The organism is Streptomyces sp. NPDC032745 (assembly GCF_055579465.1).
Window position 1 is genome coordinate 107007 of the sequence record NZ_JBVING010000014.1, and the last position, 23187, is coordinate 130193.

Genomic DNA, 23187 nt, shown 5'->3' on the forward strand with positions numbered 1-23187 from the left:
GCATGTTCCTGCCATGCCAGAGATTCCCGCGCCGATGCGCACCGCACGGGCCGCGATGTTCGCGGCGGTGTGCACCGCATTGGGTGCTGTGGGGCATTCGTACATGTCTGGCACGGACATCCCTTTGATGGGCCTTCTGGGTGCTTTCGGGGTGACCGGCGGGCTCGCACGGCTCGCAGCCGGGCGCCGCCGCGGGCCCGTCGGGATCAGTGCCGCGCTGCTCGCCGTCCAGGGCGTACTGCACCTGGTCTTCTCCGGCAGCCAGGCGGGCCACGGCGGTCACACCGGTCACGCCGTGAAGTCCATGCCCCTGCCCATGGTCATGCCCGAGCCGATGCCCGGGCACCACCACCTGGCGGGCACGGCGCTGCCGGAGACGGCGGCCGGCGCCGCCGGTACGGGCGGCGCGGACGGCATGGCCGGGATGGCGGACATGGCCGGGATGGCGGGCATGGCCGACATGGCCGGGCACGGCGGCCTGGGCATGATCGCCGCGCACGTGCTCGCCGGGCTGTTCTGCGCCGCCTGGCTGGCGCGGGGCGAGGCCGCCGTGTTCCGGCTGGCCGCGGTCCTCGGCTCCGCCGCGCTGCTGGCGGCCCGGCCGCTCGCCCGCGCGGTCGCCCTGGTCCGGGCCCGCGTGGCCCCCGTACCGCCGCGGCCCGCGGCCCGCCCCGCGTACGAACCCCCGCGCAGGCTGCGCGGGGCCGTGCCCGCGCACGCCCTGGTGCGCCGCGGCCCGCCCGGGTGGCGAGACACCCGCGCCACGGCCCCCGGCCGTCCTGCCTGCGCCTGACCGGCGCACCTCCTTCATCGGCGAGGTGGCGGGACCCGGGGCCCTTCACCCGAGTCTTCGCCCACAGGGCCAACACCTAGGACCCACATGTCCCTTGAAGAGGTTCAGGACGTCCGCACCCCGGACGCCGACGCACCCGACACGTCCACCGCACCTGCCGCACCCGGAACGCCTGATGCGGTCGCCCCGGCCGAGGCCTCCTCGAAGCCCGGCACCTGGGCGGCGCTCCGGCCGCTGCTCCTGCGCATGCACTTCTACGCCGGGATCCTGATAGCCCCGCTGCTGTTCCTCGCCGCCGCCACCGGCCTGCTGTACGCCGCCTCCTGGCAGGCCGAGAAGATCATCTACTCCGACGAACTGACCGTCACCCAGGTCCGCGAGAGCACGGTGCCGCTCAGCGCCCAGGTCACGGCCGCCCGGGCCACCGTGCCCGAGGGCAAGGTCGTGGGCGTGTGGCCCGCGCCCGACGCCGAGGCGACCACCCGCGTGATCATGGAGGTCCCGGGGCTGGAGGAGGGCCAGACGCAGACCGTGTTCGTGGATCCGTATACGGCCCACGTCAACGGACAGCTGACCACCCAGGGCGACGCGCTGCCGCTGCGCGCCTGGCTCAGCGAGTTCCACTCCAGCCTGCAGCTGGGCGAGTTCGGCCGGAACTACAGCGAGCTCGCCGCGAGCTGGCTGTGGGTCGTCGCACTCGGCGGACTCGCCCTGTGGATCGGCCGCCGCCGGTCCCGCAAGGCCCTGCTCGTGCTGCCGGACCGCGCCGCCACCGGCCGCCGCAAGACCCTCTCCTGGCACGGGGCCGTCGGCCTCTGGGCCGTCGCCGGACTCGTCGCGCTGTCCGCCACCGGCCTGACCTGGTCGAAGTACGCGGGCGAGAACATCGGGCAGCTCCAGGACGGCCTCGGCGGCGCCACCCCGTCCGTGTCCGCGGCCCTCGCCCCCGGTTCGGATTCCGCCGCCGGCTCCGGTTCCGGCGACCACGCCGGGCACGGCACGGCAGACGGCACGGAGATGCCCCAGACGCCGCACGCCGCGGACATCGGCATCGACAAGGCCGTGGCGGCCGCCCGCGCCGCCGGGGTCACCGAGGAACTCCGCATCACCCTGCCCGCCAAGGGCAAGGGGTACGTGATCAAGGAGCAGGACAAGCAGCTGCCGGTCCACCTGGACTCCGTCGCCGTGGACCCGGCCGACGGCCGGATCATGGACGAACTCCGCTTCGCCGACTACCCCGTCCTCGCGCAGCTGACGCGCTTCGGCATCGACCTGCACATGGGGAAGACCTTCGGCCTCGCCAACCAGATCGCGCTCGCCGCGCTCGCGGTCGCGCTGATGTTCCTGGTCTTCTGGGGCTACCGGATGTGGTGGCTGCGCCGTCCCACCAAGGACCGCGCCCTCTCGGTCGGCCGCGCCCAGCCGCGCGGAGCCTGGCGCAAGGTGCCGCTGACGATGCTGCTCCCGCTGGCCGCCGTGACCGCCGTGGTCGGATGGTTCATACCGCTGCTCGGCATCAGCCTCGTCGCCTTCCTGGCGGTCGACGTGCTGCTGGGGCTGTTCGCGTCGCGCCGCGCCAAGGCGGCCACCGCGGCCTAAGCGTGTTGTCCCGACGCGCACGGTGGGCCCGCACTCCCTCACGGAGTGCGGGCCCACCGTCGTACGTGCGCCGTGCCGGTATGCCGTGCGCGGCGCGGCGGACCGGCACTCAGGGCGCGTACTTGTAGCCCACCCGGCGCACCGTCTGGATCGCACCGCGGTGCGCCGCGCCCAGCTTGCGGCGCAGCCGGGCGACGTGGACGTCCACGGTCCGGCCGTCGCCGACGTGGCCGTAGCCCCAGACCGTGGTCACCAGCTGGTCCCGGCTGTGCACCCGGTGCGGGTGCGCCACCAGGTGGGCCAGCAACTCGAACTCCAGGTACGTCAGGTCGAGTACCCGGCCGTCGACCTCGGCCGTGCGCTGCGCCGCGTCGATGCGGACGAGCTCGTCCCCGGTGGTGACCGGGGCCGGCCGGGGAGCGGCCGGGGCGGGAACGGACTGGGGGGCGAAGGCGATCGGCGACTGCTGGTCCGCCGGTACGAGGACCAGGTAACCGACCATCGGCGGCTGGCCCGGCAGCGTCGGCAGGGTGTGCTGCGGGGCGGGCAGCCAAGTGGCGCCGGGCGGCAGGAAGTCGACCACGCGGGCGACCTCGTCGCGGTCCACGGCACGCAGCCGGTGGCGCGGACTGGGCGGATAGGCGAAGGGCGCGGTCGCAGCGGTGGCGGCGGAGGCGGCGGACGTCAGGGAACGGGTGTGGGACATGAGTGGTCAGCTCTTTCACGCGGAGTGGTCGGCAGGAGACGTACGTACGTCATCGCGTTCCGCGCAGACCGAAGGCCTCGGGGAAGGTCCGGTGGGAGATCCCGGAAGGCTTTAGAGGGTCGGCGCGTTCTTCACGCGGCGACACACCCGGTCGAAATCGTGGTCCTGACGGGAGGGCCAGAACGGCTCGAGGTCGCTGCGACCGTTCGAGGTGTGCGAGTGGCTGGCCATGGGCTCATTGAAGCAGACGCGGCGGGTGCGGGGCAGGCCCTGTCTCAGGTGGTGGAGCGGAATCTCAAATTCCGCGACCATTCCTCGACTTGTGCCGGACAATGCCGGACAAAACTTCACCGCGTGGCGCCGGTCCGGGTGTCCGTACCAGCGCCCCGTATCGCATGCTGGTCGGATGCGTGGACGCAGGACGCAGGACGCGCGACGCCCGCCGGGCCACGGGGGCTCGGCGGGCGTCGCGCGTCGTGTCGCAGTGTCGGCTGCGGGAGGGGAGGCCGGGTCTTAGACCAGGCCCTCCTTCTGCAGGCCCGTGCAGCAGGTGTCCGTGATCAGGCGGGTCACCACGTACGGGTCCACGTTCGCGTTCGGGCGGCGGTCCTCGATGTAGCCCTTGCCGTCCTTCTCCACCTGCCACGGGATGCGGACCGAGGCGCCGCGGTCGGAGACGCCGTAGCTGAACTCGTTCCACGGGGCGGTCTCGTGCAGGCCCGTCAGGCGCTCGTCGATGCCGGCGCCGTAGTTCTTGACGTGGTCCAGCGGCTTCGAGCCCTCGCCGAGCGACTCGCACGCGGTGATGATGGCGCGGTAGTCCTCGCGCATCGCCTTCGTGGAGAAGTTGGTGTGCGCGCCCGCGCCGTTCCAGTCGCCCTTCACCGGCTTCGGGTTCAGCGTCGCGGAGACGTTGAAGTCCTCGGCGGTGCGGTAGAGCAGCCAGCGCGCGATCCACAGCTGGTCGGAGACCTCCAGCGGGCCGACGGGCCCGACCTGGAACTCCCACTGGCCGGGCATGACCTCGGCGTTGATGCCGGAGATGCTCAGGCCCGCGGCGAGGCAGTGGTCCAGGTGCTTCTCGACGATCTCGCGGCCGAAGATCTCGTCCGAGCCGACACCGCAGTAGTAGCCGCCCTGCGCGGCCGGGAAGCCGCCCACCGGGAAGCCGAGCGGCCGGATGCCGTCGAAGAAGGTGTACTCCTGCTCGATGCCGAAGATCGGCTCCTGGTCCGCGAACCGCTCGGCGATCGGACGCAGCAGCGCGCGGGTGTTCGACTCGTGCGGGGTCATGTCGATGTTCATGACCTCGCAGAGCACGAGGAGGTTGTCCCCGCCGCGGATCGGGTCCGGGCACGAGAACACCGGCTGCAGCACGCGGTCGGAGGCGTGGCCCTCGGCCTGGTTGGTGCTCGATCCGTCGAAGCCCCAGATCGGCAGCGCGTCGCCGTCGGCCAGGATCTTCGTCTTGGAGCGCAGCTTCGCCGTCGGCTCGGTGCCGTCGATCCAGATGTACTCAGCCTTGTAGCTCACGGGCCCCATCCTTCGGTGCGTCGCTCCGGCGCAGACTCTGCGGGTGCTGCGTTGCGGGTGCTGCGTTCGTGGTGCTGCGATGTCGTTGCGGTGTCGACCGCAGCGTGCCCGCTCGCGATTTCTCTTCCGTTGCCCGGGTGTGAACCCCGTGTTACCGAGGTTTACGCCGCAGGTCGGGTGGGTTGTGCGGGTTGATGGCAGCACACCCGTCCGAGTGGGGCAGACTGAGCAGGTGAGCATTTCGTACGATTTGACCTCGACCGTCGCCCCCACGGACTCCCCCCGCCTGCCGGCCCGCCCCCGGGTCGGCCTGCTGGGTACCGGCCCCTGGGCCCACCGCACCCATGCCCCCGCCCTTGCCGCGCACGCCGCCTCCGAGTCCGCGGGCTCCGAGTTCGCCGGAGTGTGGGGCCGCCGCCCCGAAGCCGCCGCCGAGCTGGCCGACGCGTACGGCGTGAAGGTGTACGAAGACCCCGACGCGCTGTTCGCCGACTGTGACGTCGTGGCCTTCGCCCTGCCGCCCGACGTACAGGCCCCGCTCGCGGTGCGCGCCGCCGCGGCGGGCTGTCAGCTGCTGCTCGACAAGCCCGTCGCCACGACCGCCCGGGACGCCCGGGCCGTGGCGGACGCCGTCGCCCGGCACGGCGTCGCCTCCGTCGTCTTCCTCACCCTGCGCTTCGCCGAGCCCGCCGCCGGCTGGGTCGCCGAGCAGGCGGGCCGCTCCGGCTGGTTCACGGCGAGCGCCCACTGGCTCGGCGCCGTCTTCCCGCCCGACGGTGCGCCCAGCGCGTACGCCGCCTCGCCCTGGCGCAAGGCCAAGGGCGGGCTCTGGGACGTCGGTCCGCACGCCCTGTCCGTCCTGATCCCGGTCCTGGGCGACGTCACGTCCGTCACCGCCACCCGCGGGCCCTCCGACGTGGTCCAGCTCGCCCTGCGCCACGCCTCGGGCGCCGCCAGCACCGCCGTGCTCAGCCTCGGCGCGCCGACCGCGGCGGCCGGGGTGGGGCTGGAGCTGCGCGGCGCCGAAGGGGTCTTCTCGCTGCCCAACTGGACCGACGTACCCGGCGCGTACGGGCGCGCCCTGGACGCGCTGCTCACCGCGGCCCGGACGGGGGTCGCGGACCCGCGCGATGCGGAGTTCGCGGCCCGGCTGACGGAGATCCTGGCGGAGGCGGAGGCGCAGCTGCCGGCCTGAGGGCGCGGGGCCGGGCCGGGCCGGGTCCGGCGGCTGGTCCGGGGCTCGCGGGCGAGCCGGCCGGGGCTACTTGATGACGGCGTTGGCCACGATGATGGCCAGCCCGATGGTGGCGTCCGCGAGGCCCATCAGCAGCGCCGAACCGATCCGGTAGCCGACGCGGAGTGCCACGAAGGAGCCCCAGGCGAACAGCAGCGCGGTGTTCAGGCCGAGCCCGACGGCGGTCACCCCGTACGAGTCCCAGTCGGTGAGCCCGGCGACGACCAGCAGCAGGACGGTGGGAAGAGCGGCCGCGATCACCGGCCACTCGTTCCACAGCGCCCGCGAGAGCACCCGCCAGCGGTGGGCGGCGGAGCCGGCCTGATGGGTGGTCATGTGGTGCGAGTAGCCGTGCGCGAGCCCGGCCGCACAAGCGGTGACCAGCACCCAGCTGGCGTCGTAGTACGGGGTGAACGCGTCGCCCGCCTGATCGAGCGCGGCCAGCAGCCCGGACGCGAGCACGGTCCCGTAGACCCCGCCGAACATCCAGTCGGCACCCCGGCGCGGCGGGGGGAGGAGGGGCGCGGCGGCGGGCTGCTGGGGCGGGGCGTCGGGCCGGGGACCGGCCGGGAAGGGTTGCGCCTCCTGCCCCGCCTCCTGCCGGTTCGGCTCGCTCTCTCCGGTCGGCTCGTTCCGTCCGTCGCTCATCCCGGCCCTTCGGTCCGATACATCCCTTTTGCTTGGCTTCACACCCTATGGGGTGGGGAGGTGAGGGCGGGATGAGTACGAGGCCGAGCGAGACCCCCGCGCAGCCCCGGCAGCCCCCCGCGCCGCAGCCCCGGCCGCCCCCCGCGCCGCAGCCCCGGCCGCCCCCGCGCCGCAGGCCCCGCCCGCGCCTACCGCCTCGCGGCACCTGCGCGCCCCATCGCCTGCGCCAGTGCTTCCACCGCTCGGCCGAACGCCGCTTCCGGTGGTGCCGCGTAGCCCACCACCAGTCCCTCCCTGCCCGCCCCGGTCGCGGCCGGGTGCCGGTATTCCGACAGGCCGTCCAGCGCCAGGCCCGCCGCCCGGGCGGCCTCCAGCGCCGCAGCCTCCCTCCCCTGCGGGAGCTCCAGGACCGCGTGCAGCCCCGCCGAGATGCCCGTCACCCGCAACTCCGGGGCGCGGGAGGCCAGTACGGAGACCAGCTGGTCGCGACGGCCGCGGTAGCGGTGCCGCATGCGGCGGATGTGGCGGTCGTACGCACCGCACGTGATGAAGTCGGCCAGTGCCAGCTGGTCCAGGGCGCTCGCCCAGGACTCCCGCAGGCCCTTCGCCGCCAGGACCCGGTCGACCAGGTGGTCCGGCAGTACCAGCCAGCCCAGGCGGACGGCGGGGGAGAGGGACTTGCTCAGCGAGCCCGCGTAGACGACGTGCCCGGGGTCCAGGCCCTGTACGGCGCCGACCGCCTTGCGGTCGTAGCGGAACTCCCCGTCGTAGTCGTCCTCCACGATCAGCCCGCCCGTCGTACGGGCCCACTCCACGGCGGCGGCCCGCCGCGCCGGAAGCAGCGCGGCGCCCGTCGGGAACTGGTGCGCCGGGGTCAGCAGCAGGGTGCGGGCCCGGGCCGGGATCTCGTCCGGGCGGGCGCCGTCCTCGTCGACGGGGACGGGGCGGGGGCGGACCCCGGCGGCTTCGAGGATGCCGCGGTGGAAGGGGAGCCCGTACTCCTCCACGGCCCAGTCGCGGGGCAGCAGCGACGCGAGGAGCCGCAGGCCGTTCGCGAAGCCGGAGCAGATCACGAGGTTCTCCGGGCCGGTACGCACGCCGCGCGCCCGGGACAGGTACGCGGCCAGCGCCCGCCGCAGCTCCGGGCGGCCCCGCGGATCGCCGGGCCCGAAGGCCTCGGTGGGGGCCTCGGCGAGGGCCCGCCGGGCACTCGCGGACCAGGCGCCCCGCGGGAAGGAGGCGGGGTCGGGCTTGCCCTGGAGCAAGTCGTGGCGGGGACCCTCGGGGGCGGCCGGGGCCGGCTCGGCCGGCGCGGCGGCGGTGGCCGCCCCCTCGGCGACCCGGGTGCCGGAGCCCTGCCGGGCGGTGAACCAGCCCTCGGCGACGAGCTCGGCGTACGCGTCGGCGACGGCGTTGCGGGCCAGGCCGAGGTCGGCGGCCAGCGCCCGGTAGGGAGGCAGCCGGGTCCCACCGGCGAGCCGCCCGCTGCGCACGGCTTCGCGGAGGGCCTGCGCGAGGGCGGTACGCCGGGCGCCGTGCGCGGGCAGCTCGAGATGCAGGTCGGCACCGGCGCCGGCGCCTGGGCTTACGCCCGGGTCTGCGCCTGGGCCTGCGCCCGGGCCTGCGCCTGGGCCTGCGCCTGCGCCTGCGCCCGGGCCTGGGCTTGCGCCTGCGCATGCGCCTGGGCCCGGGCCTGTGCCTGGGCTTGCGCCTGTGCCCGGGATTGCGCCTGGGCCTGCGCCCGGGCCTGCGCCGGCGCCTGCGCCCGGGCTTGGGCCTGCGCCTGGGCCTGAGCCTGCGTCGGCGCCTGTGCCTGTGCCTGGGCTTGCGCCTGCGCCTGTGCCTGGGCTTGCGTCTGCGCCCGGGATTGCGCCTGGGCCTGCGCCCGGGATTGCGCCTGCGCCCGGGCCTGAGCCTGCGCCTGGGCCCGGGCCTGGGCTTACGCCCGGGCTTGTGCCGGGGCCGGGGCCGGGGCCTGCGCCTGCGCCTGGACTTGCGCCCGGGCCTGGGTTTGCGCCCGGGCCTGGGTTTGCGCCCGGGCCTGGGTTTGCGCCCGGGTTTGCGCCCGGGTCTGCGCCCGGGTCTGCGCCCGGGTCTGCGCCCGGGTCTGCGCCCGGGTCTGCGCCCAGGCCGTCACCGGGTCCGGCGGTGGTGGTGCCCGCGCCCGTGCCGGACGCGGTGGTGGCGGTGGCGGTGGCCGTGTGGTCGGACGTCATACCGGGAGCGTAGGCGGGTGCGCCGGTCCGCCGACGGGGTCGTCCGCGCAGGTCGGCCCCGGTTCCGGCGCCACCGCCGGGCGGGGGCGGCGGATCGGCTCAGCCCCGGGGCCGGTCTTCCGGATCATGCTCACCCGGCTGCCGCCGGGAGGGGGCCGCAGGCCGTGACGCCTGGCGCCGCGGCCTGAACCGGGCTGATCCGAAAGCCGGTTCTCAGCGGGCCAGGGCCTCGCGGACGGCCTCCTCCGAGCGGGCGATGACCGCCGTGCCGTCCTCCGCCGTGATGATCGGGCGCTGGATGAGCTTCGGGTGCGCCGCCAGGTGGGCGATCCAGCGGCCCCGGGCCTCGTCCGTCTCCTCGCGCGGCAGGTCCCGTACGCCGGTCTCCTTCGCGATCGGGTCCGAGGTGCGCGTGATGTCCCACGGCTCCAGGCCGAGCCGGCCCAGGACCTCGCGGATCTCGTCCTCGGACGGCACGTCCTCCAGGTAGCGGCGCACGGTGTACTCGGCGCCCTCCGCGTCCAGCACGGTCAGCGCGCTGCGGCACTTCGAACAGGCGGGATTGATCCAGATCTCCATGGCCCCAGCCTAGGTCGTGTCGTCAGAGTCCCTCCCCCAGCTACCTCTGGGAGGTGCCCCCAGGCCGGCGGGGGCTGGCACGCGCGCTCGCCGCGTTGTCGTCGGTCAACGACGTCCCCCAGCTACCGCTGGGAGGTGCCCCCACCGCGTCGCTTCCCTCCTCCGCCTTGCGATCGCACGCACCAGGCCCCGCCGGCACCGCCCTTCGGGCGGCCGACGCCAATCCCTGGCCAGAGCCTGTCTGGCCAGGGGCTTCTGTCAGTGGTCCCCGGTAAAATCGAGGGAGAACGACAGGAAGCCAACTACCGTTTGGGAGGCTGTAGATGGCCACTGCCACGACCATTGAGACCGTCAAGAAGAAGCCGCTGCCGGCGGGGCTGCCCCGCGAGTGGTACGAGAGCCACAACCGCCGTCTGAAGGCGATGCGGCTGGCGATATCCCTGCTCGACTCGGGGACGTACGACGCCCGTCGCGCCACCAACCGGAAGATCCGCACGATGGCGGTCCGCACGGGCATCCACCGCCCGTCGAACGTCACGTGCAAGATGGTCCGCGCCTTCATCATCAGCAACGGAGCCTGAGCAGCCGACAGGGTCGACGGTCGACCGCGTCGGGCAGAGCGTTCCCGAACGCTCTGCCCGACGACGCGGAACGCCGCGGGGGAGGCGGCGCAGTGAACGGGGCGAGGGGCGGGCGGGAGCGCACGGCCGGCGGCGGGCGGGGACGGGACCCGCGCCCGGGGCCGTCCGGGTCGTCGGCGTCGGGAGCCGGGGAAGGCCGGGCCGGAGCCGGCCGGCGGCGCGGCCGCCGCCACGGCCGCCGCCACGGCCGCCGCTCTCGCGGGCGCCGAGATGCGCCTTCGACCCACCACATGAGCAGGACTGCTCGGTCATCCGGGGGCGCCCGCCGCGTCCGGGAGGGACAGCACCAGCAGGGCCACGTCGTCGCGCGGGCCGCCGTCGGTGAACGCCACCAGGTCCTGCCACACCGCCTCCACCAGCTCGGCCGGGTCCTTGGCCAGGGCCGGGATCCGGGTGGCCAGGGGGTAGAAGTCGCCCGCCGCGTCCCGGGCCTCCGTCACCCCGTCCGTGTGCGCGAGCAGCCGGTCGCCCGGCAGCAGCGGGACGTCGGCCACCACCGCGAGGTCCGCTCCGGCGAGCCCGAGCCCCAGCGGAGGGCCAGGTTCCACGGCCACCTCCGACACCGTGGACGCCCGCAGCAGCAGCACCGGCGGATGCCCGCACGAGACGATCCGTACGAGGTCCAGCCCGGGCGGGAACTCCAGCAGCAGCGCCGTCGCGAACAGCTCCGGATGATGCTCGACGGCGGCCTCGGCCGAGCCGGCCGAGCCGGCCGAGGCCGCCGGTCCCGTCGAGCTTGCGGAGCCCGCCGCACCCGCGGTGTCCGCCAGCAGTCTGCGGTCCAGCCGTGCGGCCACGCCCGCGAGCTCCGGATCGTCCAGCACCCCCTCCCGGAAGGCGCCGAGCAGCCCCGCCACCGTGCCGACCGCCGCCAGGCCGTGTCCCTGCACGTCCCCGACCAGCGCCCGCACCCCGTACGGCCCGACCCGTACGTCGTACAGGTCGCCGCCGACCAGCGTGCCGCGCTGGGCGGCCCGGTACAGCCCGGCGCAACGCACCGGACCGACCCGTTCCGGAACTGGCGGCAGCACCGCCAGCTGCGCGGCCTCCGCGACGGTCCGTACGCTGACCAGTTGCGCGTCGCGGCGCCGCCGGACCCAGGCGATCACCACGCTGAGCAGCGCGACCACGGCCACGGTGGCCAGGTCCGCGCCTTGGGCGTGCCCGACCCCGAGCGACGACACGCCGAGCAGCAGCAGCACGATCCCGGCGAAGACGGCGGTGCCGGCCGCCCCGTACGCGAAGGCCGCGACCGGGGGCAGGCCGGCCAGGAAGTAGCCCAGCTCGATGTCGCCCGGGGTGGCGCTCTGTGCGAGCACCAGCCCCACCAGCGCCACGGGAGGCGCGAGCCGCGCCCAGAGTGGTGGCGGCTTCCCGTGCAGCCAGCCAGGCTCCTCGCGTCGGCGTCTCACCCCTCCACCCTGGTACGCGGGCCCGGGCGGCGCACGCCGGACCGGCCTGCCGGGTGGACCTGCGGGGTCCGGGCGCCGACAGTGGTCCCGTGACGGACACGGACGGGGTGGGGCAGAGCGCGGCGATCAGCACGCGGCTGAACTGGCTGCGGGCGGGAGTGCTCGGCGCGAACGACGGGATCATCTCCACGGCCGGCCTGGTGGTGGGCGTGGCCGGGGCCACGACCTCGCGGGCGTCGATCCTGGCGGCGGGGGTGGCCGGGCTGCTGGCGGGGTCGCTGTCGATGGCCGCGGGGGAGTACGTCTCGGTGAGCTCCCAGCGGGACTCGGAGCGGGCCGCGCTGGAGACGGAGCGGCAGGAGCTGGCGCAGGAGCCGGAGGCGGAGCTGGCGGAACTGACGGAGCTGCTGGAGGCCAGGGGGCTGAGCCGGGAGCTGGCGAGCGAGGCGGCGGAGCAGCTGACGGAGCGGGACGCGCTGAAGGCGCACGCGAGGGTGGAGCTCGGGATCGACCCCGACGAGCTGGTCAACCCCTGGCACGCGGCGTTCGCGAGCCTGATCGCGTTCACGGTGGGGGCGCTGCTTCCGCTGCTGGCGATCGTGCTGCCGGGGCCTTCGGCGCGGGTGCCGGTGACGGTGGCGGCGGTGCTGGCGACGCTGACGCTGTGCGGGGTGATCAGCGCCCGCCTCGGCGGCGCACCTCCCGTCCGGGCGGTCCTGCGCAACGTCGCCGGCGGAGCCCTGGCGATGACGGTCACGTACGCGGTGGGCACCTGGCTCGGCACCACCTGACCCCGTCCCCACCCCCGCCCGGATCCGGACGAAGCCCGCGGGCCCCGGCGACGGAGCCGCACCCCGGGCCGGGTCCGATGGGGGCAGGCCGATGGCCCCGGCGGCGTCGCACCCGTACGGGCGCAGCCCGGCGGAGGGCCCTCGGGCGGGGCCCGGGGAGGGGCCCCGGGGCGGGTCCGGGCGGGGCCCGGGGAACGGGGGAAGGGCGGGGCGGGGAGGAAGGCCGTGCAGCGCCACCGGATGGGCCGGGCAGCGGACCTGTGCAGCGCCACCGGATGGGCCGGGCAGCGGACCTGTGCAGCGCCACCGGATGGGCCGGGCAGCGGACCTGTGCAGCGCCACCGGATGCGCCGCGCAGCGGACCTGCATCATGGGCCCATGCGTATCGCCATCACCGGCTCCACCGGCCTCATCGGCCAGGCCCTCGTACGGTCCCTGCGCGCAGACGGCCACGACGTCGTCCGCTTCGTGCGCCGCACGCCCGCCGCGCCCGACGAGGCGGCCTGGGACCCGCGGCGCGGGTACGTCGACCCCGCCGGGCTCGCCGGCTGCGGGGCCGTCGTCCACCTCGCCGGGGCCGGGGTCGGCGAACACCGGTGGAGCGCCGCGTACAAGAAGGAGATCCGGGACAGCCGGGTGGCGGGAACCTCCGCCCTGGCCCGGGCGATCGCCGCGCTCGACGCGCCGCCCGCCGTCTTCGTCTGCGGCTCCGCCATCGGCTACTACGGCGACACCGGCGACCGCGCCGTCGACGAGCACGCCCCGGCGGGGCAGGGCTTCCTGCCCGAGGTCTGCATCGAGTGGGAGGCGGCCGCCGCCCCCGCCCAGGAGGCCGGAGTACGGACGGTCTTCGCCCGGACCGGACTGGTCGTCGCCGCCGAGGGCGGGGCCTGGGGCAAGCTGTTCCCGATCTTCCGGGCCGGGATCGGCGGCCGGCTCGGCAACGGGCGGCAGTACTGGTCCTTCATCTCCATGTACGACGAGATCGCCGCCCTGCGGCATGCCATCGACACCCCGGAGCTGTCCGGCCCCGTCAACCTGACCGCCCCCGAGCCGCTGACCAACCGTGAGGTCACCGCCGCGATGGGCCGCGTACTGCACCGGCCGACGCCGTTCCCCGTACCGGCGCCCGCCCTGCGCGTGGTGCTGGGGGAGTTCGCCGGGGACGTGCTCGGCAGTCAGCGGGTGCGGCCCGCCCGGCTGTTGGAGAGCGGGTTCACGTTCCGGTACCCGGGCATCGACGAAGCGATCCGCGCCGCGCTCGCCCGGTAGCCCGATGGCCCGATGGCCCGATCCCACCCCGCCCCGGGCCCCCGCCGCGGCGCGCGATCCGGCGGCGTGCGACCGGTTGTGACCCGGATGCGACCGGTGTGCGACCGGAGTCGGGCGTAATACTCCACCGAACTCGGGTTCCCATGGAGCCCGTTGGGGGAAGGAGGATCCCCACACAGCCGCGCCGACCTCGGGGAGGGGCACGTGCTCAGCAGCTCACACCGCGCCGCACAGCATGCGGACGTCGTCATCGTAGGAGCCGGGGTCTCAGGACTCGCGGCCGCACACCACCTGATCGCGGCAGGGGTCACGGTCACCGTTCTGGAGGCCGCCGGCGATCCCGGCGGCCGGATGGCCACCGAGCACGTCGACGGATTCCGGCTGGACCGGACCGGGCAGCTGCTCAACACCTCGTACACGGAGCTCGACCGGACCCCCGGCCTGGCCGGCCTGGTCCTGCGGCCCTTCGCTCCGGGGGTGCTCGTCCACACGGACGGCAGGCAGCTCCGCGCCGGGGCGCTGACCCCGGCCCGCGCACTGGCCAGCGGCTCCTTCGACCAGGCCCGGCTCAGCGCCTACCTCGGCCGGCTCGCCGCCGTGCCCGTGGAACGCGTACTGGCACGCCCCGAGCGCACGGCACTCGCCGCCCTGCGCTCCCGGGCCCACGGCACGACCCTGCGGCCCCTGCTCGCCGCCCTGCTGCGCGATCCGGAGCTCACCACCTCCAGCCGCGTCGCCGACCTCGCCCTGCGCACCTTCGCCCGTGGCCGGCTCGCCGTGCCCGAGGGCGGCGCCGCCACCCTGCCCGAGCTGCTCGCGGCCACCCTGCCGCCCGGCACGGTGCGCACCGGGGTCCGGGTCCGCTCGGTGGCGACCAACCTGGTCACCACCGAGGAGCACGGCGACTTCAGCTGCCGCTCCGCCGTCCTGGCCACCGGCGCGCGGGCCGCCGCCGAACTGCTGCCGGGGCTGCGCGTGCCGGAGTTCCACGAGGTCACCGTCATCCACCACGCCACCGCCGCCCCGCTCCCGTGGGACGGCTCGCTCCTGCTCGACGGCGATCCCAGGTGGCCCGTCGCCCACACCGCCGTGATGAGCGCGGTCGACCCGACGCGGGCCCCGGCCGGCCGGAGCCTGGTCACCACCACCGTGCTCGGCCCGCCGCCGCCCGCGCGTACGGTCGCCTCGCGCCTCGCCCGGCTGTACGAGACCGGCACCCGGGACTGGGAGCTGCTGGCCGTCCACCACGCCCCGGAGGCCGTTCCCGCGATGCCGCCTCCCTACGACCTGCGCCGTCCGGTCCGGGTCCTGGCCGGGCTGTACGTGTGCGGCGACCACCGCGACTCCAACACCGTCCAGGGGGCGCTGCACTCGGCCCGCCGCGCCGCCACGGCCGCCCTGCGCGACTTCGGCATCCGGCTCCCGGCGAGCGCGGAGCCCGCCGCCCGGGCGGTGGCCTGAGAACCACGGGTGCCAGGGCCCGGTTCCGCCCCGCGGAACCGGGCCCACGCCTGACCCCTGACCCCGTATCAGCAGCTCACGACAGTGCGGCCACCCGGTCCCGGTACGTCCGCACCGCCGAGGCGTCCCGGTACGGCTCCAGCCGGCGCTCGAAGTCCCGTACGTACTCCACCGCGCGCACCGACCTCATCTCCATCGCCTGCTGCGCCGCCTCCGCACCCAGCGCACACGCCTGGTCCAGCTCGCCCAGCCCCAGCCGCGCCGTGGCCAGCACCACCCGGCAGAACAGCCGCGAGCGCGCGAACCCGGGCGCCCGCAACTGCAGGGACCGCTCCGCGTGCTGCGCCGAGGCCCGGTACTGCTGGAGGTCCCGGTGGCAGTGCCCGAACTCGTCCGCCAGCTGCGCCTCGTCGAACAGCCGTGCCCAGTGCGGTACGTCGTCCCCCGGCCGGGCCGCGCCCAGCGCGCGCTCGGCCCGTACCAGCGAGGCCGTCGCCGCCCGGACCTCGCCGAGCACCGCGTGCCCGCGCGCCTCCGCCGAGTGCAGGAGCGCCTGCACCACCGGCGGCGGCCCGGAGCCGACGCCCTGCTGCGCGACGCGGGCCAGCTGCACGGCCTCCCGGCCGTGGCCGAGGTACACGGCCTGCCGGCTCATGGTCACCAGTACGTACGAGCCGTACGGCCGGTCCCCGGCGGCCTGCGCGAGGCGCAGCGCCTGCACGAAGTAGCGCTGGGCGAGCCCGTGGGCGGCGATGTCGTACGAGGTCCAGCCCGCGAGCCGGGTCAGGTCGGCGGCGGCCGAGAACAGCCGCCGCCCGGTGGTCTCCCCGTAGGTGCCGCGGAGCATGGGCTCGGCCTCGTGCTCGAGGTAGCGCACCAGGGCCTGCCGGGCGTGCCCGCCGCCGTAGGTCTGGTCCAGGGTCCGGAACAGTTCGCTCACCGACCGCAGCGCCGCGATGTCCCCGCTGGTCACCCGCTGGCCGGGACCCCGGTCGATCTGCCGCTGCCGGGGAACCGAGCTTCGTCCCTGCACCGGGACGCGGGCCGCCGCGGCGGCCGCCGCGGCCGCGGCCGCCGGGTCCGCGCCGCGGCCCACGCGCTCGTCGGCCCGCCCGATGAGCCAGTCCCGGCTGGGCACGACCAGCCCGGCCGGGGTGAACGCGATCTTCCGCAGTTCGGCGTGGGAGCCGGAGTCCTTGCGCCAGAGGCCGCTGGCGATGTCCACGGCCTCCTCCGGGGTGGCCGCGAACTCCAGACCGGCGTAGACGGGCGCGCAGGCGTCCAGGCCCAGGTCCTGTGCGGAGAGCCGCCGGCCCAGGCGCCGGGTGAAGACCTCGGCGATCAGCGCCGGGGTGGTCCCGCGCGGCTGCTGCCCGCGCAGCCACCGGGTCACGGAGGTCTTGTCGTACCGCAGATCGAGACCGTGCTCCAGGCCGAGCTGGTCGACGCGGCGGGCCAGACCGGCGTTGGAGAACCCGGCTTCCGCGATCAGCGCCGCGAGCTGCCGGTTGGGGACGCGCTGGGCAGGTCGTTCCGTCATCGGCTCCACGGTTTCCTGACGTGACGGACCGGAGTCCCGGCCCTGTGAACGGCGTGAATGTAGCGGCGAACTCCGCTCTTGCCGCCCCCTCTGTCCCACATTCATCCGATCGTGTGCAGAATCGGTAGGGCTCTTTACGGACCGACCCCTTCCGTCCGCGTACGCTGCGCGACATGACCCGCAGGCCCACCGCGGCGGAGCCCTCCGCCGACGCCACCGCGCCACCGGCCGCGCCCGAGCTGCCCGCGCCGCTGACGGCGCCCGAGCTGACCGAGGCCGAGTGCCGCCGGTGCGGCACGTACATCGCGGGTCTGGACGGCCGGTACGCGTGCGGGGTCTGCGGCTGGGTCAACGACCACTCCGAGGGCCACCGGCGGCTGCCGCGGGCGGACGAGGACCCGGACCGGCCGCCCCGGGGCCGCAGGCGGCCCAGGCCGCTGCCGCCGGGCCCGGAGGACGGGCCGCGGACGGGCCCCGAGGACGGGCCGACGGAGGGGCCCCCGACGGGCGACTGAGGGGGCGGAAACCGGCCGCCGTACTCTTGGCTGGGTGCGATACGTGCACACGGCAGGTTCAACGAGGAGGCGCTGCGGTGGCTGAGCTTGGGTTTGTCCATCTGGGCTTCGGACCCGATTACGTCGAGTACACCCAGGCCTGGGAGGAGCAGCGGCGGGTTCACGCCGCACGCTTCGCGGACGAGATCGGCGACACCTGCCTCCTGCTGGAGCACGAGCCCGTCTACACCGCCGGCCGGCGCACCGCCGACAACGAGCGGCCGCTGGACGGCACCCCCGTCGTGGACGTGGACCGCGGCGGCAAGATCACCTGGCACGGCCCGGGCCAGCTGGTCGGCTACCCGATCATGAAGCTGCCCCGCCCGGTCGACGTCGTCGCGCACGTGCGCCGGCTGGAGGAGGCGCTGATCCGCACCGCCGCCGAGTTCGGCCTGGAGACCACCCGGGTCGAGGGCCGCTCCGGCGTGTGGGTGCTCGGCGACCCCGTCGAGGAGCGTCCGAAGATCGGCGGCCTCTCCCTCGACTTCGACCCGCGGCTGACGGACGACGAGTTCGACCCGCGTCTGAACGGCCCCGAGTACGCCCCCTCCAACGCCGGCCAGCGCCGTGAGGACCGCAAGCTGGCCGCGATCGGCATCCGCGTCGCCAAGGGCGTCACGATGCACGGTTTCGCGATCAACGTGAACCCGGACAGCACGTGGTTCGACCGGATCATCCCGTGCGGGATCCGGGACGCCGGTGTGACCTCGCTCTCGTACGAACTGGGCCGGGAGATCACCATGGCCGAGGTGCTGCCGGTCGTCGAACGCCACCTGAAGGACGTACTGGAGCAGGCCGAGCTGCGGCCCCGGGAGACAGAGCCGGCCGCCGGCTGACACCCGGGGGGAATGCGTCCGCCCGCCCCCAGGTTGGCGGACGTAAGAGCGTATGAAATTACGGGCGTACCCTGGTGGGCGCCGAAGAATCGAAGTCACAGGGAGCCGGTCGTGTCCGCAGTCGCACCCGACGGACGCAAGATGCTGCGCCTCGAGGTCCGTAACGCCCAGACGCCCATCGAGCGCAAGCCCGAGTGGATCAAGACCCGGGCGAAGATGGGTCCCGAGTACACGAAGATGCAGGCCCTGGTGAAGGGCGAAGGACTGCACACCGTGTGCCAGGAGGCCGGTTGCCCCAACATCTACGAATGCTGGGAGGACCGCGAGGCCACCTTCCTCATCGGTGGCGACCAGTGCACCCGGCGCTGTGACTTCTGCCAGATCGACACGGGCAAGCCCGAGGCCCTGGACCGGGACGAGCCGCGCCGCGTCGGCGAGTCGGTCGTCACCATGGACCTGAACTACGCCACGATCACGGGCGTCGCGCGCGACGACCTGGCCGACGGCGGTGCCTGGCTGTACGCGGAGACCGTGCGCCAGATCCACCAGCAGACGGCGGGCCGCGAGACCGGCCACACCAAGGTCGAGCTGCTGGCCCCCGACTTCAACGCGGTCCCGGAGCTGCTGGAGGAGGTCTTCGCCTCCCGCCCCGAGGTCTTCGCGCACAACGTCGAGACGGTGCCGCGGATCTTCAAGCGGATCCGCCCCGGCTTCCGCTACGAGCGCTCGCTCGACGTGATCCGGCAGGCCCGCGCCTACGGCCTCGTCACCAAGTCCAACCTGATCCTGGGCATGGGAGAGGAGCGCGAGGAGGTCTCGGAGGCCCTGAAGGAGCTGCACGAGGCCGGCTGCGAGCTCATCACCATCACGCAGTACCTGCGGCCCTCGCCGCGCCACCACCCCGTGGAGCGCTGGGTGAAGCCGGCCGAGTTCGTGGAGCTGGCGAAGGAGGCCGAGGAGATCGGCTTCTCCGGTGTGATGTCGGGCCCGCTGGTCCGTTCTTCGTACCGCGCCGGGCGGCTGTACCAGCAGGCGATGGAGAAGCGCAGCCGAGTCTGAGCGTAAGCGCGCGACGGTGTGACGCGCGCTACCGCACGGACTGTGTGAACTCACGCACAAAGTCTTACCAACGGGTAACACCGCATCGACGCGGCCCCTAGGCTCTTTTGTAACGAAGAGCCCGGCGGGCCGCGTAAATGTTTCATCACCGTTTGACCGACCGGTCATGCCCTGGTAACACCAGTCAGTGACGATGGGTCCACACACCGCGCACGCCGTCGCACACCGCCGACGCACGCCCGTCACGCACCCGGACCGACTTGAGCACCGTGAAAGGGATCGACATCATGCAGGCCGCGCCCGTACGCGCCATTGCCATTCCGTCGTTCACCGACGCCTTCCGGGGTATCGAGTCGCTGCTCATGAGCGGCGCCCGCCGCAACGCCTGGACCGCCGTCCTCGAGGACCGCCGCAGAGCCAAGGACCGGGTCGAAACCGAGCACGTACTCGAGGCCGCGGCGACCCGGACCTCGCAGGCCACGTAAACTTCGCTGTATGGCGAGGAAGTCAAACGCAGAGACTGCTGCGAACCCCGGGCGACTGAAGCAGATCGCCCTGACGTACAAGATGACGCGCAAGGCCGACCCGAAGGTCGGTCTGATCGTCGCGGGCGTGGGAATCGTCACCTTCGGTGTCTTTCTTGCGATCGGCTTCCTGATCGACCACCCGGTCTACCTGGGCATCCTGGGCTTCCTGGTGGCGTTCCTCGCGATGGCGATCGTCTTCGGACGGCGGGCCGAGCGGGCTGCCTTCGGGCAGATGGAGGGACAGCCGGGCGCGGCCGCGGCCGTACTGGACAACGTGGGACGGGGCTGGACGACCACCCCGGCCGTCGCGATGAACCGGAGCCAGGACATCGTCCACCGGGCCGTCGGCAAGGCGGGCGTCGTTCTGATCGCCGAGGGCAACGCGAACCGGCTGAAGCCGATGCTCGCCGCCGAGAAGAAGAAGCTGGCCCGGATCATGCCGGACATCCCGGTGCACACCTTCATCGTGGGCACCGGCGAGGGCGAGATCCCGCTGAAGAAGCTGCGTACGACGCTGCTCAAGCTGCCGCGCGTACTGGCCGGCCCGCAGATCACCCAGGTCAACGACAAGCTGCGGGCCATGGGCGATCTCATGTCGAACATGCCCCTGCCGAAGGGCCCGATGCCGAAGGGCATGCGGATGCCGCGCGGCGGGAAGATGCGCTGACCGGTTCAGCTGATTTTCGTATACGAAGAAGGGGCGCCCCCGGACCGATGGGTCCGGGGGCGCCCCTTTGTTCTGTCTCGTGCGTGTGCCGCGCCTCGTGCGCGTCCGGCTAGATGCGGACCTGGACGGCGCGGGCGAGGCGGTCGTGCAGGCCGCGCCCGTCCCGGTCCCAGACCAGCGCGGGGATGACGAGGGCGAGCAGCACGGTGCGCAGCACGACCCGGCCGAGACCGAGGCGGCCGCCGCCCTCCGCGACGACACGCAGGCCCACGAGCCGCTTCCCGGGGGTGAATCCCACGGTGCCGACGGTGAGGATGCTCAGCACCACGAAGAGCGCCAGCGTCCAGTTGCCCGTGGCGGCCGCGTTGCCGCCCGTGATCAGCCCGTATGCGATCACCTGGCAGCCGACCCAGTCGATGGCGACCCCGCCGAGGCGGCGGCCGAACCGGGCCACCGAGCCGGAGCCCTGCTGGGGCAGGCCGAGCCGCTGGCCCGGGTAGCCGAAGTCGACGCCCATGTCCTCGGCGGCCGCGCGGGGGCCGGAGAGCCAGGATCCGAGTGCTTGCCTGTTGTCCACCCGAACACGGTACCTGTGCGGCTCCACGGCGTTCCGGCGGGACCCTGGTTAACTTGTGCGAAACAAATGGGTCATGCTTGAGAAATCCCGCCTGCTTATGGTCGGGTCAGCGTGCGGCACCGCACTGACGCACCACGAGCTATAAAGCCCGCCCTGCCCCGGGGCCGGGAGTAGGAGGAGTTGGATGTTCCAGAACGCCGACGAAGTGAAGCAGTACATCGAGGAGAACGACGTCAAGTTCGTCGACGTCCGCTTCTGCGACCTGCCTGGTGTGATGCAGCACTTCACCATTCCGGCGCGGGCGTTCGACCCGGCGGAGGAGCTCGCCTTCGACGGCTCCTCGATCCGCGGCTTCCAGGCGATCCACGAGTCCGACATGGCGCTGCGTGCCGACATCACCACCGCGCGCCTGGACCCGTTCCGCAAGGACAAGACGCTCAACATCAACTTCTTCATCCACGACCCGATCACGGGTGAGGCCTACAGCCGCGACCCGCGCAACATCGCGAAGAAGGCCGAGGCGTACCTCGCCTCCACCGGCATCGCCGACACCGCGTACTTCGGCCCCGAGGCCGAGTTCTACGTGTTCGACAGCGTGCGCTTCGCGACCACCGCGAACGAGGGCTTCTACCACATCGACTCCGAGGCCGGCGCCTGGAACACCGGTTCCGAGGAGAACAACCGTGGTTACAAGGTCCGCTACAAGGGTGGTTACTTCCCCGTAGCCCCGGTCGACCACTTCGCCGACCTGCGCGCCGAGATCTCCCTCGAGCTGGACGCCCAGGGCCTCCAGGTCGAGCGCCAGCACCACGAGGTCGGCACCGGTGGCCAGGCCGAGATCAACTACAAGTTCAACACGCTGCTGGCCGCGGCCGACGACCTGATGCTCTTCAAGTACATCGTGAAGAACGTCGCCTGGCGCAACGGCAAGACCGCGACCTTCATGCCGAAGCCGATCTTCGGTGACAACGGCTCGGGCATGCACGTCCACCAGTCGCTGTGGGCGAACGGCGACCCGCTGTTCTACGACGAGGCCGGCTACGCGGGCCTGTCGGACACCGCCCGCTACTACATCGGCGGCATCCTCAAGCACGCCCCGTCGCTGCTCGCGTTCACCAACCCGACGGTGAACTCGTACCACCGCCTGGTCCCGGGCTTCGAGGCGCCGGTCAACATGGTGTACTCGCAGCGCAACCGCTCCGCCGCGATGCGCATCCCGATCACGGGCTCGAACCCGAAGGCCAAGCGCGTCGAGTTCCGCGCCCCGGACCCGTCCTCGAACCCGTACCTGGCGTTCGCGGCCCTGCTGCTGGCCGGCCTCGACGGTGTGAAGAACAAGATCGAGCCGATGGAGCCGATCGACAAGGACCTCTACGAGCTCTCCCCCGACGAGCACGCGAGCGTCCCGCAGGTCCCGACCAGCCTCGAGGACGTCCTCAAGGCCCTGGAGGACGACCACGAGTACCTCCTGGCCGGCGGTGTCTTCACCCCGGACCTGATCGAGACCTGGATCGACTACAAGCGCACGCACGAGATCGCCCCGATCGCCCTGCGCCCGCACCCGCACGAGTTCGAGCTCTACTTCGACATTTAAGTCAGCCGCAGGTCAGGACGGGTTTCCGTCCTCCTGGGCCGTCTGTGGGCCGTCGCCGGTGTCTCCGCCCTTGCGGAAGACGCCGTCGACGGCCCTTCGTGCTCTCGCCTGACTGTTGGGCATGAGGTGCGTGTACGTCCGCAGGGTGAACCCGGGGTCGCTGTGGCCGAGGTACTCCGACAGGGCCTTGACGTTCTCCCCGGCGTCCAACAGAACGGACGCGTAGAAGTGCCGTAAGGCGTGCATCCCATGCTCGCGTGACTGGGTAAAGCGTTGCCCCGGCACGCGCGGCGGGATGACGCCGGCCGTGACCAGCGCAGGCTTCCACAGCCGCATGTTGAAGAAATTGCGGTTCATCGGCTTCCGCTCCCGTGAGTAGAACAGCAACGTGGCCGTGACCGGCGGCCCGTCCGGCGTCTTCCACGGCAGCGTGACGGCGATAGGCGGCCGCTGGGTGATGTGCTCCGCGAGAGCGAACGCCACGGAGTCGGGCAGCGGCACGTCGCGGAGCTTCCCGCCCTTTGGTGGGGCGAACACCAGCTGTGCCCTGACCATCTTCACCTGGCGCACGACGTGCACGACGCCCCCGAGAAAGTCGACCTCGTCCACGGCCAGCCCGAAGATCTCCCCCTGCCGCAGACCGCATCCCGCACCGATGTCCACCACGTTCCGGTATGGCACGGGCAACGCTCCGCGGACCGCGAGGACGCGTTCACGCGGCCACGGCTTGAGCTTCCTCACGTCCGCACGCGGCGGCCGGACGGATCCCGCACGGCAGGGATTCCGGTGGATGATGCCGTCGTCGACGGCGGCGCCGAAGACTGCCGACACGTTGGCGAAGATGACCCGCTGGTACGACGGTGCCAGTCCCGCGTCTTGCAGGATGCGGCCCCAAGCCCGGATGTGCGCCGGCAGGAAGCCGCTCATGGGGCGGTGGCCGCCAAGCGC

22 protein-coding genes are annotated in these 23187 nt (G+C 73.5%); 13 read left to right on the top strand and 9 right to left on the bottom strand.

What is annotated here, in order from left to right; translation table 11 throughout:
• Positions 1-13: 13 nt before the first annotated feature.
• Positions 14-793 (top strand): hypothetical protein, encoded by a 780-nt coding sequence (locus ACZ5WG_RS30300; RefSeq protein WP_468727365.1) that lies wholly within the window; start codon positions 14-16, stop codon positions 791-793.
• Positions 794-880: 87 nt separating this feature from the next.
• Positions 881-2392 carry a PepSY-associated TM helix domain-containing protein gene (locus tag ACZ5WG_RS30305; RefSeq protein ID WP_468727367.1) on the top strand — a complete coding sequence of 504 codons (1512 nt, stop codon included), beginning with the start codon at positions 881-883 and terminating at the stop codon, positions 2390-2392.
• 109 nt (positions 2393-2501) lie between these two features.
• Here the strand turns inward: ACZ5WG_RS30305 and ACZ5WG_RS30310 are convergent, their stop codons facing one another.
• Both ACZ5WG_RS30310 and glnII read right to left on the bottom strand, forming a co-directional pair.
• Positions 2502-3098, bottom strand: coding sequence for a winged helix-turn-helix domain-containing protein (locus ACZ5WG_RS30310; protein WP_468727369.1), 597 nt, complete (start codon positions 3096-3098; stop codon positions 2502-2504).
• A 513-nt stretch (positions 3099-3611) separates the two neighbouring features.
• On the bottom strand, positions 3612-4631 hold the full coding sequence (gene glnII, locus ACZ5WG_RS30315; protein ID WP_468727371.1) for a glutamine synthetase: 1020 nt from the start codon (positions 4629-4631) through the stop codon (positions 3612-3614).
• Between the two features lie 250 nt (positions 4632-4881).
• Here glnII and ACZ5WG_RS30320 point away from each other — a divergent pair, with 250 nt between their 5' ends.
• On the top strand, positions 4882-5826 hold the full coding sequence (locus tag ACZ5WG_RS30320; RefSeq protein WP_468727539.1) for a Gfo/Idh/MocA family protein: 945 nt from the start codon (positions 4882-4884) through the stop codon (positions 5824-5826).
• 66 nt (positions 5827-5892) lie between these two features.
• Here the strand turns inward: ACZ5WG_RS30320 and ACZ5WG_RS30325 are convergent, their stop codons facing one another.
• From ACZ5WG_RS30325 to ACZ5WG_RS30335, 3 genes are all read right to left on the bottom strand, one after another.
• The gene (locus tag ACZ5WG_RS30325) at positions 5893-6513 is read right to left on the bottom strand and encodes a hypothetical protein (RefSeq protein ID WP_468727373.1); all 621 of its coding nucleotides are present in this window, start codon (positions 6511-6513) and stop codon (positions 5893-5895) included.
• A gap of 188 nt (positions 6514-6701) precedes the next feature.
• On the bottom strand, positions 6702-8072 hold the full coding sequence (gene pdxR, locus ACZ5WG_RS30330) for a MocR-like pyridoxine biosynthesis transcription factor PdxR (RefSeq protein WP_468727541.1): 1371 nt from the start codon (positions 8070-8072) through the stop codon (positions 6702-6704).
• A gap of 870 nt (positions 8073-8942) precedes the next feature.
• Positions 8943-9308: an ArsC/Spx/MgsR family protein gene (locus tag ACZ5WG_RS30335; RefSeq protein ID WP_468727374.1), complete on the bottom strand. Its 366-nt coding sequence runs from the start codon at positions 9306-9308 to the stop codon at positions 8943-8945.
• A 323-nt stretch (positions 9309-9631) separates the two neighbouring features.
• Here ACZ5WG_RS30335 and ACZ5WG_RS30340 point away from each other — a divergent pair, with 323 nt between their 5' ends.
• Positions 9632-9889, top strand: a complete 258-nt coding sequence (locus tag ACZ5WG_RS30340) for a hypothetical protein (RefSeq protein WP_468727376.1) — start codon at positions 9632-9634, stop codon at positions 9887-9889.
• 308 nt (positions 9890-10197) lie between these two features.
• Here the strand turns inward: ACZ5WG_RS30340 and ACZ5WG_RS30345 are convergent, their stop codons facing one another.
• Positions 10198-11361: a PP2C family protein-serine/threonine phosphatase gene (locus tag ACZ5WG_RS30345; RefSeq protein WP_468727378.1), complete on the bottom strand. Its 1164-nt coding sequence runs from the start codon at positions 11359-11361 to the stop codon at positions 10198-10200.
• An 89-nt stretch (positions 11362-11450) separates the two neighbouring features.
• Between ACZ5WG_RS30345 and ACZ5WG_RS30350 the strand changes: the two genes are divergently transcribed.
• The 3 genes from ACZ5WG_RS30350 (at position 11451) to ACZ5WG_RS30360 (ending at position 14885) form a co-directional block, all read left to right on the top strand.
• A complete protein-coding gene (locus ACZ5WG_RS30350; protein ID WP_468727380.1) occupies positions 11451-12152 on the top strand; it encodes a VIT1/CCC1 transporter family protein in 702 nt (233 codons plus the stop codon).
• 378 nt (positions 12153-12530) lie between these two features.
• Complete coding sequence (locus ACZ5WG_RS30355) at positions 12531-13424, top strand: TIGR01777 family oxidoreductase (protein ID WP_468727382.1); 894 nt, start codon at positions 12531-12533, stop codon at positions 13422-13424.
• A 204-nt stretch (positions 13425-13628) separates the two neighbouring features.
• On the top strand, positions 13629-14885 hold the full coding sequence (locus tag ACZ5WG_RS30360; RefSeq protein WP_468727384.1) for an FAD-dependent oxidoreductase: 1257 nt from the start codon (positions 13629-13631) through the stop codon (positions 14883-14885).
• 76 nt (positions 14886-14961) lie between these two features.
• Here ACZ5WG_RS30360 and ACZ5WG_RS30365 read toward each other — a convergent pair whose 3' ends face one another.
• Entirely contained in the window at positions 14962-16425 is a 1464-nt protein-coding gene (locus tag ACZ5WG_RS30365) for a regulator (protein ID WP_468727386.1), read from the bottom strand.
• Between the two features lie 173 nt (positions 16426-16598).
• On the opposite strand from ACZ5WG_RS30365, the gene ACZ5WG_RS30370 reads away from it, so the two are divergent.
• The 5 genes from ACZ5WG_RS30370 (at position 16599) to ACZ5WG_RS30390 (ending at position 20068) form a co-directional block, all read left to right on the top strand.
• Positions 16599-16940: a hypothetical protein gene (locus ACZ5WG_RS30370; RefSeq protein ID WP_468727388.1), complete on the top strand. Its 342-nt coding sequence runs from the start codon at positions 16599-16601 to the stop codon at positions 16938-16940.
• 77 nt (positions 16941-17017) lie between these two features.
• Complete coding sequence (gene lipB / locus ACZ5WG_RS30375; RefSeq protein ID WP_468727390.1) at positions 17018-17815, top strand: lipoyl(octanoyl) transferase LipB; 798 nt, start codon at positions 17018-17020, stop codon at positions 17813-17815.
• A gap of 111 nt (positions 17816-17926) precedes the next feature.
• On the top strand, positions 17927-18874 hold the full coding sequence (gene lipA, locus ACZ5WG_RS30380; protein ID WP_030291682.1) for a lipoyl synthase: 948 nt from the start codon (positions 17927-17929) through the stop codon (positions 18872-18874).
• A 287-nt stretch (positions 18875-19161) separates the two neighbouring features.
• Entirely contained in the window at positions 19162-19359 is a 198-nt protein-coding gene (locus tag ACZ5WG_RS30385) for an SCO2195 family GlnR-regulated protein (RefSeq protein WP_030291684.1), read from the top strand.
• Between the two features lie 10 nt (positions 19360-19369).
• On the top strand, positions 19370-20068 hold the full coding sequence (locus tag ACZ5WG_RS30390) for a DUF4191 domain-containing protein (RefSeq protein ID WP_468727393.1): 699 nt from the start codon (positions 19370-19372) through the stop codon (positions 20066-20068).
• 109 nt (positions 20069-20177) lie between these two features.
• Here ACZ5WG_RS30390 and ACZ5WG_RS30395 read toward each other — a convergent pair whose 3' ends face one another.
• Positions 20178-20645 carry an RDD family protein gene (locus ACZ5WG_RS30395; RefSeq protein WP_266994062.1) on the bottom strand — a complete coding sequence of 156 codons (468 nt, stop codon included), beginning with the start codon at positions 20643-20645 and terminating at the stop codon, positions 20178-20180.
• A 184-nt stretch (positions 20646-20829) separates the two neighbouring features.
• Here ACZ5WG_RS30395 and glnA point away from each other — a divergent pair, with 184 nt between their 5' ends.
• Positions 20830-22239, top strand: coding sequence for a type I glutamate--ammonia ligase (gene glnA / locus ACZ5WG_RS30400; RefSeq protein WP_266629900.1), 1410 nt, complete (start codon positions 20830-20832; stop codon positions 22237-22239).
• Between the two features lie 12 nt (positions 22240-22251).
• On the opposite strand, the gene ACZ5WG_RS30405 is transcribed toward glnA, so the two are convergent.
• Positions 22252-23166, bottom strand: a complete 915-nt coding sequence (locus ACZ5WG_RS30405) for a tyrosine-type recombinase/integrase (protein WP_468727396.1) — start codon at positions 23164-23166, stop codon at positions 22252-22254.
• Positions 23167-23187 lie beyond the last annotated feature (21 nt).

Coding starts and splice junctions, on each gene's coding strand:
- ACZ5WG_RS30385 (WP_030291684.1), top strand. CDS start 19,162: ATGCAGGCCGCGCCCGTACGCGCCATTGCCATTCCGTCGTTCACCGAC.
- ACZ5WG_RS30365 (WP_468727386.1), bottom strand. CDS start 16,425: ATGACGGAACGACCTGCCCAGCGCGTCCCCAACCGGCAGCTCGCGGCG.
- ACZ5WG_RS30340 (WP_468727376.1), top strand. CDS start 9,632: ATGGCCACTGCCACGACCATTGAGACCGTCAAGAAGAAGCCGCTGCCG.
- ACZ5WG_RS30305 (WP_468727367.1), top strand. CDS start 881: ATGTCCCTTGAAGAGGTTCAGGACGTCCGCACCCCGGACGCCGACGCA.
- ACZ5WG_RS30355 (WP_468727382.1), top strand. CDS start 12,531: ATGCGTATCGCCATCACCGGCTCCACCGGCCTCATCGGCCAGGCCCTC.
- glnA (WP_266629900.1), top strand. CDS start 20,830: ATGTTCCAGAACGCCGACGAAGTGAAGCAGTACATCGAGGAGAACGAC.
- ACZ5WG_RS30300 (WP_468727365.1), top strand. CDS start 14: ATGCCAGAGATTCCCGCGCCGATGCGCACCGCACGGGCCGCGATGTTC.
- ACZ5WG_RS30335 (WP_468727374.1), bottom strand. CDS start 9,308: ATGGAGATCTGGATCAATCCCGCCTGTTCGAAGTGCCGCAGCGCGCTG.
- ACZ5WG_RS30310 (WP_468727369.1), bottom strand. CDS start 3,098: ATGTCCCACACCCGTTCCCTGACGTCCGCCGCCTCCGCCGCCACCGCT.
- ACZ5WG_RS30405 (WP_468727396.1), bottom strand. CDS start 23,166: ATGAGCGGCTTCCTGCCGGCGCACATCCGGGCTTGGGGCCGCATCCTG.
- ACZ5WG_RS30325 (WP_468727373.1), bottom strand. CDS start 6,513: ATGAGCGACGGACGGAACGAGCCGACCGGAGAGAGCGAGCCGAACCGG.
- ACZ5WG_RS30370 (WP_468727388.1), top strand. CDS start 16,599: ATGACCCGCAGGCCCACCGCGGCGGAGCCCTCCGCCGACGCCACCGCG.
- ACZ5WG_RS30390 (WP_468727393.1), top strand. CDS start 19,370: ATGGCGAGGAAGTCAAACGCAGAGACTGCTGCGAACCCCGGGCGACTG.